Source organism: Bradyrhizobium sp. 14AA (genome assembly GCF_054185205.1).
Map to the genome: position 1 here is coordinate 100879 of NZ_JAVAYM010000022.1, position 16370 is coordinate 117248.

Annotated in this window: 20 protein-coding genes and 1 riboswitch; of the genes, 11 read left to right on the plus strand and 9 right to left on the minus strand. The window is 65.0% G+C overall.

The window, feature by feature from the left end; genetic code table 11:
- Positions 1-24: 24 nt before the first annotated feature.
- Positions 25-891, minus strand: coding sequence for a DUF1194 domain-containing protein (locus RAD15_RS32000; RefSeq protein ID WP_458182396.1), 867 nt, complete (start codon positions 889-891; stop codon positions 25-27).
- A 260-nt stretch (positions 892-1151) separates the two neighbouring features.
- A riboswitch (Fluoride riboswitch) is annotated at positions 1152-1229 on the plus strand.
- A gap of 122 nt (positions 1230-1351) precedes the next feature.
- Between RAD15_RS32000 and RAD15_RS32005 the strand changes: the two genes are divergently transcribed.
- The 6 genes from RAD15_RS32005 (at position 1352) to RAD15_RS32030 (ending at position 4938) form a co-directional block, all read left to right on the plus strand.
- Positions 1352-2560, plus strand: coding sequence for an MFS transporter (locus RAD15_RS32005; RefSeq protein WP_458182397.1), 1209 nt, complete (start codon positions 1352-1354; stop codon positions 2558-2560).
- Positions 2561-2579: 19 nt separating this feature from the next.
- Positions 2580-2969 (plus strand): fluoride efflux transporter CrcB, encoded by a 390-nt coding sequence (crcB, locus tag RAD15_RS32010; RefSeq protein WP_458182399.1) that lies wholly within the window; start codon positions 2580-2582, stop codon positions 2967-2969.
- 6 nt (positions 2970-2975) lie between these two features.
- Positions 2976-3404: a fluoride efflux transporter CrcB gene (crcB, locus tag RAD15_RS32015; protein ID WP_458182401.1), complete on the plus strand. Its 429-nt coding sequence runs from the start codon at positions 2976-2978 to the stop codon at positions 3402-3404.
- Positions 3405-3406: 2 nt separating this feature from the next.
- Positions 3407-3748: a DUF190 domain-containing protein gene (locus RAD15_RS32020; RefSeq protein WP_458182402.1), complete on the plus strand. Its 342-nt coding sequence runs from the start codon at positions 3407-3409 to the stop codon at positions 3746-3748.
- Positions 3749-3791: 43 nt separating this feature from the next.
- Positions 3792-4097 carry an ATP-dependent Clp protease adapter ClpS gene (gene clpS / locus RAD15_RS32025; RefSeq protein WP_458182404.1) on the plus strand — a complete coding sequence of 102 codons (306 nt, stop codon included), beginning with the start codon at positions 3792-3794 and terminating at the stop codon, positions 4095-4097.
- A 79-nt stretch (positions 4098-4176) separates the two neighbouring features.
- On the plus strand, positions 4177-4938 hold the full coding sequence (locus RAD15_RS32030; RefSeq protein ID WP_458182406.1) for a hypothetical protein: 762 nt from the start codon (positions 4177-4179) through the stop codon (positions 4936-4938).
- A gap of 21 nt (positions 4939-4959) precedes the next feature.
- On the opposite strand, the gene RAD15_RS32035 is transcribed toward RAD15_RS32030, so the two are convergent.
- From RAD15_RS32035 to fabI, 4 genes are all read right to left on the minus strand, one after another.
- Positions 4960-6150: an adenylate/guanylate cyclase domain-containing protein gene (locus tag RAD15_RS32035; RefSeq protein ID WP_458182408.1), complete on the minus strand. Its 1191-nt coding sequence runs from the start codon at positions 6148-6150 to the stop codon at positions 4960-4962.
- A gap of 74 nt (positions 6151-6224) precedes the next feature.
- On the minus strand, positions 6225-7313 hold the full coding sequence (aroC, locus tag RAD15_RS32040) for a chorismate synthase (protein WP_458182410.1): 1089 nt from the start codon (positions 7311-7313) through the stop codon (positions 6225-6227).
- Positions 7314-7490: 177 nt separating this feature from the next.
- Positions 7491-8090: a histidine phosphatase family protein gene (locus tag RAD15_RS32045; RefSeq protein WP_458182412.1), complete on the minus strand. Its 600-nt coding sequence runs from the start codon at positions 8088-8090 to the stop codon at positions 7491-7493.
- A 15-nt stretch (positions 8091-8105) separates the two neighbouring features.
- Positions 8106-8921 carry an enoyl-ACP reductase FabI gene (fabI, locus tag RAD15_RS32050; RefSeq protein ID WP_458182413.1) on the minus strand — a complete coding sequence of 272 codons (816 nt, stop codon included), beginning with the start codon at positions 8919-8921 and terminating at the stop codon, positions 8106-8108.
- 172 nt (positions 8922-9093) lie between these two features.
- Here fabI and RAD15_RS32055 point away from each other — a divergent pair, with 172 nt between their 5' ends.
- Positions 9094-9582: a sigma-70 family RNA polymerase sigma factor gene (locus tag RAD15_RS32055; RefSeq protein WP_015687803.1), complete on the plus strand. Its 489-nt coding sequence runs from the start codon at positions 9094-9096 to the stop codon at positions 9580-9582.
- A 106-nt stretch (positions 9583-9688) separates the two neighbouring features.
- Positions 9689-10462: an anti-sigma factor family protein gene (locus tag RAD15_RS32060; protein ID WP_458182415.1), complete on the plus strand. Its 774-nt coding sequence runs from the start codon at positions 9689-9691 to the stop codon at positions 10460-10462.
- A 325-nt stretch (positions 10463-10787) separates the two neighbouring features.
- On the opposite strand, the gene RAD15_RS32065 is transcribed toward RAD15_RS32060, so the two are convergent.
- Both RAD15_RS32065 and RAD15_RS32070 read right to left on the minus strand, forming a co-directional pair.
- On the minus strand, positions 10788-11756 hold the full coding sequence (locus tag RAD15_RS32065) for a DnaJ C-terminal domain-containing protein (RefSeq protein WP_458182417.1): 969 nt from the start codon (positions 11754-11756) through the stop codon (positions 10788-10790).
- A gap of 110 nt (positions 11757-11866) precedes the next feature.
- Positions 11867-12274 (minus strand): RT0821/Lpp0805 family surface protein, encoded by a 408-nt coding sequence (locus tag RAD15_RS32070; protein WP_458182419.1) that lies wholly within the window; start codon positions 12272-12274, stop codon positions 11867-11869.
- Positions 12275-12387: 113 nt separating this feature from the next.
- On the opposite strand from RAD15_RS32070, the gene pdxH reads away from it, so the two are divergent.
- Together pdxH and RAD15_RS32080 are read left to right on the plus strand one after the other, a co-directional pair.
- Positions 12388-13029 (plus strand): pyridoxamine 5'-phosphate oxidase, encoded by a 642-nt coding sequence (pdxH, locus tag RAD15_RS32075; protein ID WP_458182421.1) that lies wholly within the window; start codon positions 12388-12390, stop codon positions 13027-13029.
- Positions 13030-13056: 27 nt separating this feature from the next.
- Positions 13057-13809, plus strand: coding sequence for an SDR family NAD(P)-dependent oxidoreductase (locus RAD15_RS32080; RefSeq protein WP_458182522.1), 753 nt, complete (start codon positions 13057-13059; stop codon positions 13807-13809).
- Positions 13810-13958: 149 nt separating this feature from the next.
- On the opposite strand, the gene RAD15_RS32085 is transcribed toward RAD15_RS32080, so the two are convergent.
- On the minus strand, positions 13959-14177 hold the full coding sequence (locus RAD15_RS32085; protein WP_458182422.1) for a hypothetical protein: 219 nt from the start codon (positions 14175-14177) through the stop codon (positions 13959-13961).
- Positions 14178-14362: 185 nt separating this feature from the next.
- A complete protein-coding gene (locus tag RAD15_RS32090) occupies positions 14363-15340 on the minus strand; it encodes a magnesium transporter CorA family protein (protein WP_458182424.1) in 978 nt (325 codons plus the stop codon).
- Between the two features lie 336 nt (positions 15341-15676).
- Between RAD15_RS32090 and RAD15_RS32095 the strand changes: the two genes are divergently transcribed.
- On the plus strand, positions 15677-16363 hold the full coding sequence (locus RAD15_RS32095; protein WP_458182427.1) for a L,D-transpeptidase: 687 nt from the start codon (positions 15677-15679) through the stop codon (positions 16361-16363).
- The last annotated feature ends 7 nt before the right edge of the window (positions 16364-16370 follow it).

Sequence of the window (16370 nt, forward strand, 5' to 3'; positions counted from 1 at the left end):
CGGGCAAAAGGTCTCAGCCGGGATCTAGCGCCCCCAGCGGTCCGACCAGATCTTCTCGCCGATCAGGCAGTTGACGCGCGGCTCCTTGTCTTTGTCGGCAACGCGCACCACGGGACGCTCCGGCGTGCGGCCCGCGACCTCCATCAGCAGCTTGGTGCGGATCGCTTCCTTGAACTTCTCACGGTCCTTGATCGAGATGACGAAGGAGCCGGGACCGCCGACCACGCAGTCCTCGTAATAGAGGTCGAGATTGTCGATATCCATGGTCGAATAGGACGGCTCCTTGACCATGATCGGCAGGCCGTTGATGACGATGCCCTTCTCAAGCGCGGCGTCGCGCGCCACCGTGACCGGGCCGCCATTGTTGTTGGGGCCGTCGCCGGAAATGTCGATGACGCGGCGCAGACCCCGATACGGATCCTCGTCGAACAGCGGCATCGCGAACGAGATCGCGCCGGAGATCGAGGTGCGCGAGGCACGCCGGATCGGCGTCTTCATGATCTCGGCGGCGACCGCGTCCGCGGTCTCCGGTCCGTCGACCAAGCGCCAGGGAATGATGATCTTCTGGTCGGTGGAGGCCGCCCATTCGAAATAGGTCACCGCGATCCGGCCGTTCGGCCCCATCTTCAGCGCCTGCAGGAATTCCTTCGACTGGATCGCCTGCGCGTAACCCTCGCGCTGGATCGCAAGCTCGTCCATGTCCATGGAGTAGGAGACGTCGACCGCGAGGATCAATTCGACATCGACTGTCTGCGCGTCCCCGTCGGCCGCCAGCCGCTGCCGGCTTGTAGGCGATTCAAATTTGGGTCCTGGTGCCGCGATGCCCGCGACGTCCCCTCCGGCGAACATGCCGGCCACCAGCACAGCCCCGATCGAGAACAGCACGCGCATCGCAGCCTCCCGTCGTATGACGCGATGGTGACATGCAATCGCCTTGCCGCAAAGGGCGAAGATCGCCTGCGCTTCACATTCGAGTTAGAGATTTGCGTTGCTTAACGCAAAGCTGCCGCCGTGTTGCCGCGCTCGCGCCGCTGGACAGGCGCGAGCGCTGACGCCGTCGTGCCGCGTCTCGTGCAGCGCGGCCGGAACGCCGAGCCACTGGACAGAGCGCCCCGCCCACTTGTCCGGCGCGATTTCCATGCTAGGCTGGCCGCACAGATGGGGATGGAGTCCCCCGACAACCGCCCGGCGGTCGATGATCGCAGTGGGCTGATGACTCCTGCTCGAGGAGGGGCAATCTCGAAGCCTCTGCCTTTGGCGGGAGCATGGACAAACCCGCCGATGGCGGGTTTTTTGTTGCCTGGTGACGAAGGCAGAAGGCGGCCGTGAAGGCCAAGGAGAAGTTCACGGCGTGACGACGACGACACCGAATGCTGCACGTCGCGGGCTGCCCAGGGGGATCTGGGTGCTCGGCTTCGTCTCCATGCTGATGGACATCTCCTCCGAGATGATCCACGCGCTGCTGCCGGTCTATCTCGTCACCGTGCTCGGCGCCTCGACGCTGACTGTCGGCTTCATCGAGGGCATTGCGGAGGCGACGGCCTCGATCACGAAGATCTTTTCCGGCGCGCTGTCGGACTGGCTCGGCCGCCGCAAGCTGCTCGCCGCGCTCGGATATGGGCTGGCCGCCTTCACCAAGCCGCTGTTCCCGCTCGCGCCCAGCGTCGGATGGCTGGTGGCGGCGCGCTTCATCGACCGCATCGGCAAGGGCATCCGCGGCGCGCCGCGCGATGCGCTGATCGCCGACATCGCGCCCACGGGCCTGCGCGGCGCCAGCTTCGGCCTGCGGCAGTCGCTCGACACCATCGGCGCCTTCGTCGGGCCGCTCGTCGCGATCGGCCTGATGTGGTGGACGGCGGACAATTTTGCCCTGGTGTTCTGGGTCGCCGTGCTGCCGGCGTTCCTGTCGTTCGGATTGATTGCGTTCGCCGTGAACGAGCCGGAGCCGGACCCGAGTCGCGAGCCTGCGAAGAACCCGCTCAACGTTGCCGCGATGCGGCAGCTCGGTTCCATGTACTGGCGTGTCGTGGCGGTCGGCATCGTGTTCACGCTTGCGCGTTTCAGCGAGGCTTTTCTGATCCTGCGCGCCCAGAACATCGGGCTGAATGCGATGTGGGTGCCGGCGGTGCTGGTGCTGATGAACATCGTCTACGCGCTGTCGGCCTATCCGGCCGGCGTGCTGTCGGACCGGATCAATCGTAGCGGCCTGCTCGCGCTCGGCCTCGTGTTCCTTGCGGGTGCCGATCTCGCGCTCGCGCTGCTGCCGAGCCTCGGAGGCCTCGCACTCGGGGTCGTGCTGTGGGGGCTGCATATGGGGCTGACGCAAGGCCTGCTCTCGGCCCTCGTCGCCGACGCCGCGCCGCCAAGCCTGCGCGGCACCGCCTTCGGCTATTTCAACCTGTTCACCGGCCTTGCCTTGCTGGCCGCGAGCGTGATCGCCGGCGCGCTGTGGGACGCCTATGGTCCGATGGGCACGTTCCTGGCCGGGCTCGGCTTCGCGCTGGTCGCGCTCATGGGGCTATTGGCCGTCGGCAACGGTCTGGCAACGGAGGACAAGTGATGGCGGGGGGCTGCTCATCGTGCTGAGCGGAGTGTTTGCAATCGTGATCGGCAGCGTGCTCGGCGGCTGCGCTCGCTATTTCGTGTCCGGCGCAATCGCGCGGCGGCTGGGCGAGACGTTTCCGTGGGGCACGATGACCATCAATGTCACCGGCGCCTTCCTGATCGGCATCTTTGGCGCGCTGGCAACCCATCCCGGCTCGGCCTTCGCCTCGCCGAATCCGTGGCTGTTCGCGGTGACCGGATTTCTCGGCTGCTACACCACGGTGTCCTCGTTCAGCCTGCAAACGCTGACGCTCGCTCGCAATGGCGAGCCGATGCACGCACTCGGCAACGTCGTGGCCTCGGTCGGGCTGTGCCTTGCCGCCGTCAGTTGCGGCTTCCTCCTCGCGGACAGCCTGGGAGGATAGAGGCAGATGAATTCCCCCTCCTCTGCCGAGCGCTGGCGCGCTGCGATGCTCTACGCCTGGGTTGCTGCCGGCAGCATCGTCGGCGGGCTGACACGTTATCTCGTCGGTCTCGCGCTCGACACCGGGCCGGGCTTCCCTGTCGCGACGCTCTTCATCAATGCCACGGGCTCGCTGATCATCGGCTTCTACGCGACGCTGACCGGACCCGACGGCCGCCTGCTGGCGCGGCCCGAGCACCGGCAATTCGTCATGACCGGGTTCTGCGGCGGCTACACCACCTTTTCGACCTTCAGCCTGGAGACCTTCCGCCTGTTTCACGGCGGCATGAAATACACGGCGCTCGGCTATATCGCGGCATCAGTCGCCTGCTGGCTGGTGTCGGTGTGGGCAGGGCATATGATGGCGAGCCGCTACAACCGCTTGACGAGGAGCTGACCATGCAAATTCCCAATCAGGCTGTCTCGCTCCGCATCTTCATCGGCGAGAGCGATCATTTCCAGGGCAAGCCGCTTTATGAAGCGATCGTGATGACGGCGCGCGAGCGGCACCTTGCCGGCGCCACCGTGCTGCGCGGCCCCATGGGCTTCGGCAAGTCGAGCCGGCTGCATACGTCGAAGATCCTGCGGCTTTCGGAAGACCTGCCGCTGTTGATCGAGATCGTCGACAGCGAGGACAACATCAACGCATTCCTGCCCATCCTGGATGGCATGATGTCGAGCGGGCTGATCACCTTGGAGAAGGTGCAGGTCCTGCAATATGGTGCGAAGGCCGCAGGCTGATCGCCGCGGCAGGACCCCGAGCGCGCCGTGTCCGGGAGGCGGAATGAACAACACTGTCACCAAGCCGAAGACGCGGATCAAGACCAAGGTCGAACGGCCGAAGCTGCACAAGGTCATCCTGATCAACGACGACTACACGCCGCGCGAATTCGTCACCATGATCCTCAAGGCCGAGTTCCGCATGACCGAGGATCAGGCCTACAAGGTGATGATTACCGCGCACAAGCTGGGCGCCTGCGTCGTCGCCGTGTTCACCAGGGACGTCGCCGAGACCAAGGCCACGCGCGCCACCGATGCCGGCCGCGCCAAGGGCTATCCGCTGCTGTTCACGACCGAGCCGGAAGAATAACGGCGCCGCCTGCCCGCTTCGGGCCAATTTTACCGATCCGCGCTACCGCAGGTTTAATCTCCTGTGTCACCACGGCGCGATGACAGTCGCACTGCGCAAACAGCTCGAGCTCAAGCCGGCCCGCCACGAGACCTCGTTCGGTCCGGTCAAGCTCCTGCATGCCCTGCCCTGGCTGATCCTGGCGGCGGCGATGCGGGTGATCGCGTTCGGCGGCGGCGGCGTGGCGCTGCCGGCCATCATCATTGCCGACATTTCGGTGCTGCTGGCTTTCTTTGCGACGGCGCAACAATCGATTGAGGCGGCGGGCGGCCAATCCTCGCTCGGCACGCTGACATTGGGCGAGCAGTTCAAGCTCTCCTTCTCCATCCTGTGGCGGATCATGCTCGTGATGATCGCGGCGGCGCTCAGCGCCGCAGCAGCCGGCTATGAGGCTTCGTATCATCTGATGGCGGGCCTCGACGGCATGGCGTTCGACCAGTTCACCCATCCCGGTCGATTCTGGAGCGCATGGATCGCTGCCATCGTGCTGCTCATGATCGTCCGAGCCGAGCGCGACGACGGCAAGGTCGACCTGTTTGCCGCGATCGGCGAATTCGCACGGCGCGGACTGTGGCTCGGCGCCGCCGTCATCGTGCTCGGCGTCGTCAACGTCGGCCTCGCCTATGGACAGGAAGCGGTGCGCACCGCGATCTGGAATTTCTGGCAGACCTCGTCTGCGACGCAGTTCACCAAGAACCTGATCTATTTCGTCTTCATCTTCAGCTTCGCCATGCTGCGGCTGTGGATCACCTTGAGCGTCCTGACCCTCGGCCTGAAGCAATCTTATGTTCGCGACGGCTAGCGCCGCCGCGGGCGCCGGCCGTTAGGCCATCACCACCGGCGTTTCTTCCGCCAGCCCATACACGCGCTGCGCCTTGGAAAATCCCGCGATCGGAAATTCGCCAAGCTCGCGCCAATCGTGGTGACAGACTTTGGCAAAGCCTTCCGAGGCGACGACGGTCCGTCCCAGGCGTCCGGTGATCTTCTCGAGCCTTGCCGCAAGGTTGACGGCGGGGCCGATGCAGGTGAAGTCGAGCCGGTTGCCGCCGCCGATATTGCCGTAGAGGATGTTGCCGACGTGGAGCGCGACGCCGAAGCGGAAGCGCTCGACGACGTCGCCGACCGGAAAGGCGAGCGCCTCGACGCTGGCGCGGGACTCGCGCGCGGCTTCCAGCACGCGCGTGCAGACATGGGTGGCATCGCCGACATATTCGTCGATCGGGAACACCGCGAGCAGGCCGTCGCCCATGAATTTCAGCACCTCGCCGCCATGGCCCCGGATCGCGGCGACCTGGCAATCGAAATAATGGTTGAGGATCTCGACCACGGTCTCGGCCGGCAGCCGGTCCGACAGCGCGGTGAAGCCGCGCAGATCGGAGAGCCAGATCGCGGCCTGCATGGTGTCGTTGTGGCCGCGGCGGATCTGGCCGCCGAGGATGCGGGCGCCGGCACGGTTGCCGACATAGGTGTCGAGCAGCATCTCGGCGGTGCGGCGCAGGCTGATGATCTCGCTGACGCGCGCCAGCGGCGTCACGATGGAGCGGATGGCAGCGATGTGGTCGTCGCTGAAGCCGCCGGGATGCCGTGTCACCCAGCTGGTGGCGTGAACCGAGCCGTCGAGAAACGGCATCGGCACGGCGACATAGTCGGTCGCCCCTTCGGCCTGCATGTCGTTGAGGATCGGAAACCGCTCGCCGTCGTGATCGCCGATGCGTCCACGGACCTCCACCCCCTGCTCGAACACGATCCGGAGCGGGCTCTTGGCGAATTCGGGCGTGTCCAGGATCTCGAAATCGGCGGTGCCGATTTCGACCTCCCCGCCCTGCCGCCAGATGAAGTTGCGGCCGAAGATTTCCGGATGGAGCGTGCGGATGAAGATGCCGAACCGCCATATCGGCAGGCCGGCTTCGACCAGATGCTCGCAGACGTCGGCGATCATCTCGGCCGGAGTTCCCGACGACCTCGCGCCGTCGATCAGCCAGTTGGTGATGCGGTGGAGCTCGGAGGTTTCCATGCCCGCATTTGCGGACGAAGTTGTAGCGCCGTCAAGCTGCGCGGTGGGCTAGTACCGCGACACCTACGGCGGCACTAGCGCCCGACCTGCCCGCGGTCGCGCAGGAAATGATCGGCCAGCACGCAGGCCATCATGGCTTCGCCGACCGGGACGGCGCGGATGCCGACGCAGGGGTCGTGGCGGCCTTTCGTGAAAATTTCGGTCTCAGCGCCCTTGCGATCGACGGTGAGGCGCGGCTGGAGGATCGAGGAGGTCGGCTTCACGGCGAAACGCACCACGATCGGCTGACCCGTGGAGATGCCGCCCAGCACGCCGCCCGCGTGGTTCGACAAGAAGCGCGTGCCGTCATTGCCGGTGCGCATCTCGTCGGCGTTCTCCTCGCCGGTGAGCTCCGCCGCGCCAAAGCCGGCGCCGATCTCGACGCCCTTCACCGCGTTGATGGTCATCATCGCGCCCGCCAGATCGGAATCGAGCTTGGCGTAGATCGGCGCACCAAGTCCGGCCGGCACGCCTTCAGCGACGACCTCGATCACCGCGCCGATCGAGGAGCCGCTCTTGCGGATGCCGTCGAGATAGGTCTCGAAGAAGGCGGCCTTGTCCTTGTCCGGACAGAAGAACGGATTTTTGGCGATCTCGTCCCAGTCCCACTTCTCGCGATCGATCTTGTGCGGGCCGATCTGCACCAGCGCGCCACGCACCTTCACGTCCGGCAGCACTTTGCGCGCGATGGCGCCGGCGGCGACGCGCGTCGCGGTCTCGCGCGCCGAGGAGCGGCCGCCGCCGCGATAGTCGCGCAGGCCGTATTTGGCCTCATAGGTGAAGTCGGCGTGTCCGGGGCGAAACTTGTCCTTGATCTCGGAATAGTCCTTGGAGCGCTGGTCGGTGTTCTCGATCAAAAGCCCGATCGGGGTGCCGGTCGTGACCTGCACGCCGGTCTCCGGATGCGCCATGACGCCGGACAGGATCTTCACCTGGTCCGGCTCCTGGCGCTGGGTGGTGAAGCGCGACTGGCCCGGCCGGCGGCGGTCGAGGTCCTGCTGGATGTCGGCCTCGGTGAGCGGGATCATGGGCGGACAGCCGTCGACCACGCAGCCGATCGCCACCCCGTGGCTCTCGCCGAAGGTGGTAACGCGGAACATGTGGCCGAAGGTGTTGAAGGACATCGCGGATGCCGCCTAGCGCTGACTTTTTGCATATACGTTTTATGTCAACGTCGTAGCGCCGCGGAGCACCGGGTTCAACCCTAGTTCCGTCATTCCGCGGCGATGCAGAGCATCGAACCCGGAATCTCGAGATTCCGGATTCGCCCTGCGGGCGCTCCGGAATGACGGCAAGTGAGGTTAGCTGTACTTCTCCAGCCGGCCGTCGCGGAACACGTAGACGGCGCCCTGCTCGATATAGAGCTCGGCGGCGCTGACGGGGGTCTCCAGGCCGAGCGACACCATCAGGGCCCGGCAGGTGCCACCATGAGCGACCGCGACGGTGTCGGTCCGGAGCTGGTCGTACCAGGCACGCACGCGGACCTGCACATCGGCGTAGGTCTCCGCGCCCGCGGGGCCTACCGTCCATTTGTCGGCAAGGCGCCGGGCATAGATGTCGGGATCGGTCGCCTCGCTTTCGGCCAGCGTCAGCCCTTCCCAGGCGCCGTAGCCGATCTCGCGCAGGCGATCGTCGAGCGCGTAATCCGCCACCGGCAGTTCGAGCTTGCCGCGCGCGAGTTCCATGGTCTGGCGCGCGCGGCCGAGCGGGCTCGACACGTAGGGCAGCGCTGCCTTGTCGCGGCCCTCGCGCCTGAAGAGATCGGCGAGGATGCTGCCGGCCTGCTCGGCCTGGCCGCGCCCGCGCGCATTCAGCGGAATGTCCTTGGTGCCCTGAAGCCTGCCGAGCGCATTCCACTCGGTCTCGCCGTGGCGAAGATAATAGATCGTGGGCACAGGCATTCCAGATCTTGAATGCTAGTCCTTGCCGCCGAACGAGATGTCCGGCGCGTCGGGCCGCTTCATACCGAGCACGTGGTAGCCGGAATCGACGTGATGCACCTCGCCGGTGACGCCGCGCGAGAGGTCGGAGAGGAAATACAGCGCGCTGCCGCCGACGTCCTCGGTCGACACGTTGCGCCGCATCGGCGCGTTGTTCTCGTTCCACTTCAGGATATAGCGGAAATCGCCGATGCCTGATGCCGCCAGCGTCTTGATCGGACCTGCCGAGATCGCGTTGACGCGGATGTTCTTCTCGCCGAGATCGGCGGCGAGATAGCGCACGCTGGCTTCCAGCGCCGCCTTGGCGACGCCCATCACGTTGTAATGCGGCATCCACTTCTCGGCGCCGTAATAGGAGAGCGTGATGAGCGAGCCGCCGTCCGTCATCAGCTTCTCGGCACGCTGCGCCACGGCCGTGAACGAGTAGCAGGAGATCAGCATCGACTTGGAAAAATTCTCCGGCGTGGTGTCGACGTAGCGGCCGTCGAGCTGCTCGCCATAGGCGATCGCATGCACCAGGAAGTCGATCTTGCCCCACTTCTCCTTCAGCACCGCGAAGGCCGCGTCGATGGTCGCGGCATCGGTGACGTCGCAATGGCCGAGCACGAGCCCGCCGATCTCGGCGGCGAGCGGCTCGACGCGCTTCTTCAGCGCGTCGCCCTGATAGGTGAAGGCGAGCTCGGCGCCGGCCGCGTGGCATGCCTTGGCGATGCCCCAGGCGATCGAGCGGTTGTTGGCAAGGCCGAGGATCACCCCGCGCTTGCCTTGCATCAGACCTGAATTCTGCGCCATTTTTGAACGTCCCGTCGAGCTCTCGTTGAGGTCTGGAGGTACACCAGCCCTCCCTTGCGGTACAGTCCTAATACGCGGCGTTAACGCTGTTTCGAGCGCCGGAATAGCCGTTCCGTTCGGGTGTTATGATGATTGTGGCGCTTGCGCCGAACGGCAGGACATCGAAGACGGCATGAGTGCGTTTCGCCAGAGTGTGGAAGCCATGATCCCGGCGTTGCGCCGTTACGCCCGCGCGCTCACGCGCGATGCGGATGCGGCCGACGATCTGGTGCAGGACACGCTGGTGCGCGCGTTGCGTTCGGAGCGCCTGTTCCTCGGAGGCGACGTCAGGAGCTGGCTCTACACGATCCTGACCAACCTCAACAAGAACCGGCGGCGCTCGCTGGCGCGGCGCCCGCAATTCACGCAGCTGACGGAGAACAACCCGGATGCAAGCGGGACCGAAGCCGAAGGGCGCGACATCGAGAGGGCGCTGGCGACGCTCGTCGAGGAGCAGCGCTCGGTGCTGCTGCTGGTGATGCTGGAGGGCATGAGCTACCGAGAGGTCGCCGACATCCAGGGCGTGCCGATCGGCACCGTGATGTCGCGCCTGGCGCGGGCGAGAGCCCACGTTAAAGCTTCGCTGGAGGGCGAGCGCCCGGCGCTCAGGCGCGTGAAATGATGGCAGGGTTGATGCATCGCACGTTCCACGTCCCCTGCATGTGGAGGGACGAGGCGCAGTTGAACCGCAAACGATATTTTGGGCCGCAGAGCCAGAGACGACCGATATGAACGACCGCAATATTCCCATCACCGAAGACGAGCTGCACGCCTATGTCGATGGCGAGCTGCCGGCCGAGCGCCGCGCCGACGTCGAGGCCTGGCTTGCCGCCCACCCAGAGGATGCCGAGCGCGTGCAGTCCTGGCGCGCCATGGCCGAGATGCTGCACGCCCGCTACGATTCCGTCGCCCAGGAGCCGGTGCCGGCACGGCTGGAGCTCGAGCGGCTGGAGCGCCGCCCGCGGCAATGGCTCTATGGCGCCGCCGCAGCGGTGCTCGTCGCCTTCGTCGCCGGCGGCACGGCCGGCTGGGTCGCGCACGGCGCCGCCAACGCCCCCTCCACCTTCCAGAGCTTCACCACCGACGCACTCGACGCCCACCGCCTCTATGTCGTCGAAGTCCGCCACCCCGTCGAAGTCGGCGGCAACGAGCGCGACCACCTCCAGGCCTGGCTGACCAGGCGCTGCGGCTGGACCGTGTTCGCGCCGAACCTGGAGGCGAGCGGGCTCAAGCTCGTCGGCGGCCGGCTCTTGCCGGGACCGAACGGGCCGGCGTCGTTCCTGATGTACGAGGGCGCCTCGGGCGAGCGGTACACGATCTACACTGCAAAGACCGAGAATGGTGCGACGCAAATGCGCTACGCAAGAACCGACAAGGACGGCGCGTTGTTCTGGTCCGAGCGCGGCGTCGGCTACGTCGTCAGCGGCGGCGGCGCCGATCGCGACCGGCTGACCAAGGTGGCGCAGGCCGTGTACGACCAAGCAGAGAAAAACGGCACCTAGACAACCGCGCAGGCGCGGTGCCTCGATTCCGTCATTGAAAATTTGGAATCAAGACATCGGCGCGTCTCATTATCGCACCGGATGATCACGCGAAAATGAGCAGCGTTCGATCCGCCGATCGACGCAGGCGGCCTCGATTGGGGTTTTTGGTACCGCGCTGGTCCCCCTCTCGAGGCCGCACTTTTTTATCGGCTGCCCCGCCGGACAGCCGACACGTCGAGCACACGAACCAAGAAGCGCTCTCGCGCCTCAGGCATATGATGAGCATCATCTGTCAGGAGATGCTCCAGGCTTTCAGGAAAACCCCTTCAGCTGCCGACTAGCCCTAACCAAGCCCGCTACGTGGATTGTAGGGGTGTTGGTCCCGCCACTTCTCCATCAATGCTTCAAGCTCGGCGTCGTTCCCGTCCGGTAGCATAATCCTGATGGTGACGAAGAGATCCCCGGTTCCACCAGATTTCGGCAAGCCCTTACCTTTGAGACGGAAGGTCCGGCCGCTGGAGGTGTTCTTGGGGACCGATAGCTCCACGGCATTGCCGAGGGTGGGCACACGGACCTTAGCCCCAAGCACCGCCTCATAGAGGGTGACTGGCAGATCGATCCGCAAGTCTGCGCCCTCGACCTTGAAGTACGGGTGCGGCGCGATGCTGATGGTGATCAGGAGGTCGCCGGGCGGATGGCCCTGCGCGCTCTCGCCCTGTCCCCTCAGCCGGATCTGCTGGCCCTCGGTGACGCCGGCCGGAATCTTGACGTTGAGCTCCTTGCCCGTCGGCAGCCGGACGCGCTTCTCGCCGCCCCCGACCGCCTCTTCCAGCGAGACGGACATGGCGACGTTGACGTCGAGATCGAGCCCGACCCCGCCGGTGTCGAATTCGAACTGGGCACCGCCGCCGGCCCCGGGCCGCGCGCCGCGCATCCCGCCACCGAACATGCTGTTGAGGATGTCCTCGAACGCGCCGCCGCCCGGGCCACCGCCCGCGCCGCCGGAGCGGAACGTATAGCTTTCGAATCCGCCGGGACCCGCGCGCCCGCGCGGCCCGCCGCCACCGCCCGGAAACCCCTGGAAGCGCGGCTTGCCGTCGGCGTCGATCTCGCCGCGGTCGAACTGCTTGCGCTTGTCCTCGTCGCCGATGATCTCGTTCGCCGAATTGATCTCGGAGAAGCGCTCGGCGGCCTTGGGGTCGTCCTTGTTGCTGTCGGGATGGTGCTTCTTGGCAAGCTTGCGATAGGCGCTCTTGATCGCGGCAGCGTTGGCGCTCCGCGGCACCCCCAAGACCTCATAGGGGTCGCGCATCCGTCACGTCTCCTTCAAGAAATCGAATTGTTCAAAGGGCTCCCCGCCCCACCTGCGCATTCATGTGGGAAGAGAGTGGCATTTTTGCAACTAGGGGCGCGCGCCGAATCCTAGCTCCGCCACGGCTTTAGCGTATGAATCTCCCAACGGCCACGGGTGCTTTGGCAGCCTGCGCCCTGGAGCCAGCTTTCGGTGCTGCCGTTGACATAGCTCGCCAGGAAATCGCGGCACTTGCGGCCGTCCTCGGCGGCATAGGACTGCGCGATCGGCGTCACCGAGCCGCGCGCCCCGGTCTCCGGATTCTCCCAATGCTGGCTGGAATCCTTGTCGCCCTTGCTCAGCACGTCCGAGGCGGCGTTGCGGGCGAAGGCAAGATCGGTCTCGGTCGGTGCGGCCTCCTTCGCCGGCAGCAAGATCGAGCCGGTCAGGTCGCTGTCGTCGGCCTTGGCGTAGGCACTCTTGTCACTGCGGGAAAAGCTGCAACCGCCGGTGCCGAGCCCTATGAGAATGATCGTCATGACAAAGCCGGACGGCCTGATCGCCGATAGGCCAACGCGTCCCCATGCCCTATATAGGGCGGTAGCGGACAGCAACGCGTTTTGGACCGCGGGACGCAACTCGGACTCCAGACATGACCGACACGACCTCGATGAAACACCAGACACCCTTAACATCCGGTGATTTCACCGCCGCCGACGAACCATTTGCGCTGTTCGAGGCCTGGCTGAACGAAGCGATCAAGAGCGAGCCGAACGATCCGAACGCCATGGCGCTCGCAACCGTCGACCCCGACGGGCTGCCTGACGTGCGCATGGTGCTGATGAAGGGCTTCGATACCGAGGGTTTCGTCTTCTACAGCCACATCGCGAGCCAGAAGGGCCGCGAACTCGCCGCAAATCCTAAGGCAGCGTTACTTTTTCACTGGAAGTCGCTGCGCCGTCAGGTCCGCATCCGCGGCAACGTGACGCCGGTGACCGAGGCCGAGGCCGACGCCTATTTCGCCACCCGCCCCAAGCAGGCTCAGATCGGCGCCTGGGCGAGCAAGCAGTCCGAAGCGCTGGAGAGCCGCTTCGCCTTCGAGCAGGCCATCGCGAAGGTCGCTGCGAGGCACATCATCGGCGAGGTGCCGCGGCCGCCGGGCTGGAGCGGCTGGCGCATCACGCCCTCGCGCATCGAGTTCTGGCACGACCGCCCATTCCGTCTGCACGACCGCATCGAATTTCGCCGTGACGCGGCCGGCCAACCGTGGTCCAAGACGCGGATGTACCCTTAAAGCTTTGGGCCGACCTGAAAGATGTCCATGCCGCATTCGTCCAATGCGCCGCGCCGCACGCTGCTCCTGACTGGAGCCAGCCGCGGCATTGGCCACGCCACCGTGATCCGCTTCTCGTCGGCCGGCTGGCGCGTCATCACATGCTCGCGGCATCCCTTCCCGGAAGACTGCCCGTGGGACGCAGGCCCCGAGGACCACATCCAGGTCGACCTCGGCAACCCCGAGGACACCGCGCGCGCGATCTCCGAGATCCGCCACCGGCTCGAGGGCGGCATGCTGCATGCGCTCGTCAACAACGCCGCGATTTCGCCGAAGGGCGCGGGCGGCTCCAGGCTCGGCTCGGTCGACACCGAGCTCGACACCTGGACGCATGTCTTCCACGTCAACTTCTTCGCACCGATCATGATCGCGCGCGGGCTGATCGAGGAATTGAAGGCGGCCAAAGGCTCGGTGGTGAACGTCACCTCGATCGCGGGCTCGCGCGTGCATCCCTTCGCGGGCGCCGCCTATGCCACCTCGAAGGCCGCGCTGGCGGCGCTGACGCGCGAGATGGCCTCCGACTTCGGCCGCGTCGGCGTGCGCGTCAACGCGATCGCGCCGGGCGAGATCGACACCTCGATCCTGTCGCCGGGCACCGAGAAGATCGTCGACCAGCAGATTCCGATGCACCGGCTCGGCACGCCCGACGAGGTCGCCAAGATCATCTACGTGCTGTGCACGGACACCAGTTCCTACGTCAACGGCGCCGAGATCCACATCAACGGCGGCCAGCACGTCTAGGCTCTTCTCGTCATTGCGAACCAACGGGTCCGCGCAGCGCGGCCCGATGACAGGCTCCTCGCGATGACTGAATTGGAATAGTGACTAGGGAAGCAAGGCGATCCAGACAACGCCGCCGCAAGACCTGGATCGCCCTTACCTTCCGTTCCTCAATCGACTCGAATCCGACGAGACCTCTCGCGCGGCCGCGGAGCGGCCGTGCTGAATGCAGTCGAGCAGTCGTCGTCGTTCTCACCGTCGAGCAGCGGAGCACCACAGTGCCGGCACATGCGTGCCGACATCGACGACGCCTTGCCGCTCGCCAGGACCTGACGATAGTTCGCCAGGTCGATGACGTTGCGGGGCGACGTTATGTGTTTTTCAACCATGGTTGTTCCTCGCGGCTACGCACTACTTATCGCAGACAAGTTTCGCGCAAACGTTCAGCCCACCGCTCAAATTTTACCGGAGGAATTGGGGCACTGCGCACACATCACCGCGCGGCCTCAATCCCGATCTATTCTGCGACACGATGCACCGTGTCTCTGCGACCGGCGTAAGGTCTCGGTAGCTATTACAGCCACTTCTTCCACTTGAAGAGCCAGTACGGAAGAATCGCGGCGATCAGCATCATCACCAGCGCCATCGGATAGCCGTGCGCCCATTCGAGTTCCGGCATCGCCTTGAAGTTCATGCCGTAGATCGAGGCGATCAGCGTCGGCGGCATCAGGACAACGGCCATGACCGAAAACAGCTTGATGATGTTGTTCTGCTCGAGATTGACGACGCCGAGCATGGCATCGAGCACGAAGGTGATCTTGTTGGAGAGATAGGAGGCGTGGTCGGTCAGCGAAGCGACGTCGCGCTGCATGGTCTTGAGCTGCTCGCGCATGTCCTTCGACCATTTCACGCCCTCCACCACCGCCGAGAGGAAGGTGACGACGCGGCCGATCGACACCAGGCTCTCGCGAACCTTCGAGGTCAGATCGCCCTTGCGGCCGATCGAGATCAGGATCTGGGAGTATTGCTTGGCATGACCGTGGCGCTCGCTCTCGGGCTCGAAGATGTCGTGGCTGACCTGGTCGATCTCGGCGCCGCAGCGCTCCAGAATGTCGGCGCAGCGGTCGATCACGGCGTCCAGGAGTTCCATCAGCACCATCTCGCCGGTGACGGCAGGCGTGCAGGAACGGGCAAGCTTGGCCTCGACCAGGGCGAACGGCTTCGGCAGGTCATAGCGCACCGTCACCAGGCGGTGGTCGCCGAGGATGAAGGTCACCGCCGTGGTCCGGGGCATGTCGGTATCGGAGTGGCACATCAGCGTCGCGGTCATGTAGCGCGCGCCGTTCTCGATATAGAGCCGGCTGGAGATCTCGATCTCCTGCATGTCTTCCCGGGTCGGGATGGCGATGCCCGCGAGCCGCTCCACCGCCTTGTCCTCGGCGGCGCTCGGATTGAAGAGGTCGATCCAGACCGCGCTCTCCGGCAACACCGTGAGATCCTCGATAACGGCCTTCTTGAGGGCGGACTCGGAGGGAACAAACACCGAAAACATGACAACTCCAGAGAACCTGCGACAGAATGACAGCCCTTAGCGCGATTCTGACAAGTTCACGATGACAACCACATTAACGGACGGTTTGCATTTGTGGCGACGCCATGGCTCAACTGTGGCACGGAATCGACAGTCCGGCGCCCTTTGCCCAAAAAACCCCACAGCGCCGCAAAACTTGCGGCAGAAAAGCCACAGCTGCGGTCTCGCAGCGCGGGAAAAGGCCTTCAGTGCTGGAATTGTGGCAGATTTCAACGATAATGGGATTAACGGAGTCGAGGAACTTGGGCGCTAAGCTCAAGCTTTCCCGCGCGGTATTGTTTTGATTGGAAGCAAATCATGTCGTCGCTGAAAGTTAAGTTAGGGATTTTGGCCGCTGGCCTGATGCTGTCGGGCTGCATGCAGGGCACGCATTTCGAGGCGACCGACACCAAGGCCTTCAAGCCGAAGGACAAGGAACTGCTCGCCAAGGTGCGGTACGAGAACACCCCGGTCGCAGAACCGTTCCGCCGCGCCATCGTCGAGTATCACCGCAAGGAATCGCCGGGCTCGATCGTGGTCGATTCCGACAATCACTACCTCTATTACGTGCTGGATGGCGGCAAGGCGATCCGTTACGGCATCACCGTCGGCGAAGAGGCCATGGCTTGGTCGGGCATCGCCAAGGTCGGCAGCATGACCGAATGGCCGGCCTGGCATCCGACCCCGGGTGAGATTTCGCGCCTCGGCGTTCCGACCTTCGTCGCGCCCGGTCCGGACAATCCGATGGGCTCCCGCGCGATGTATCTCTACTCGGGCGGCAAGGACACGCTGTTCCGCATCCACGGCACCAACCAGCCGGAATATATCGGCGCCTCGATCTCGTCGGGCTGCATCCGCCTGACCAACGAGGACGCGATCGATCTCTACGGCCGCGTCAAGGTCGGCACCATCGTCGTGGTGCTCGAGCCGAAGCACGGCGACTCGCCCTACAATTCGCGTCTGGCGCTCGGCGCCGGCGGCACGGGCCAGGCGGGCAGCTACTGATCGCCTT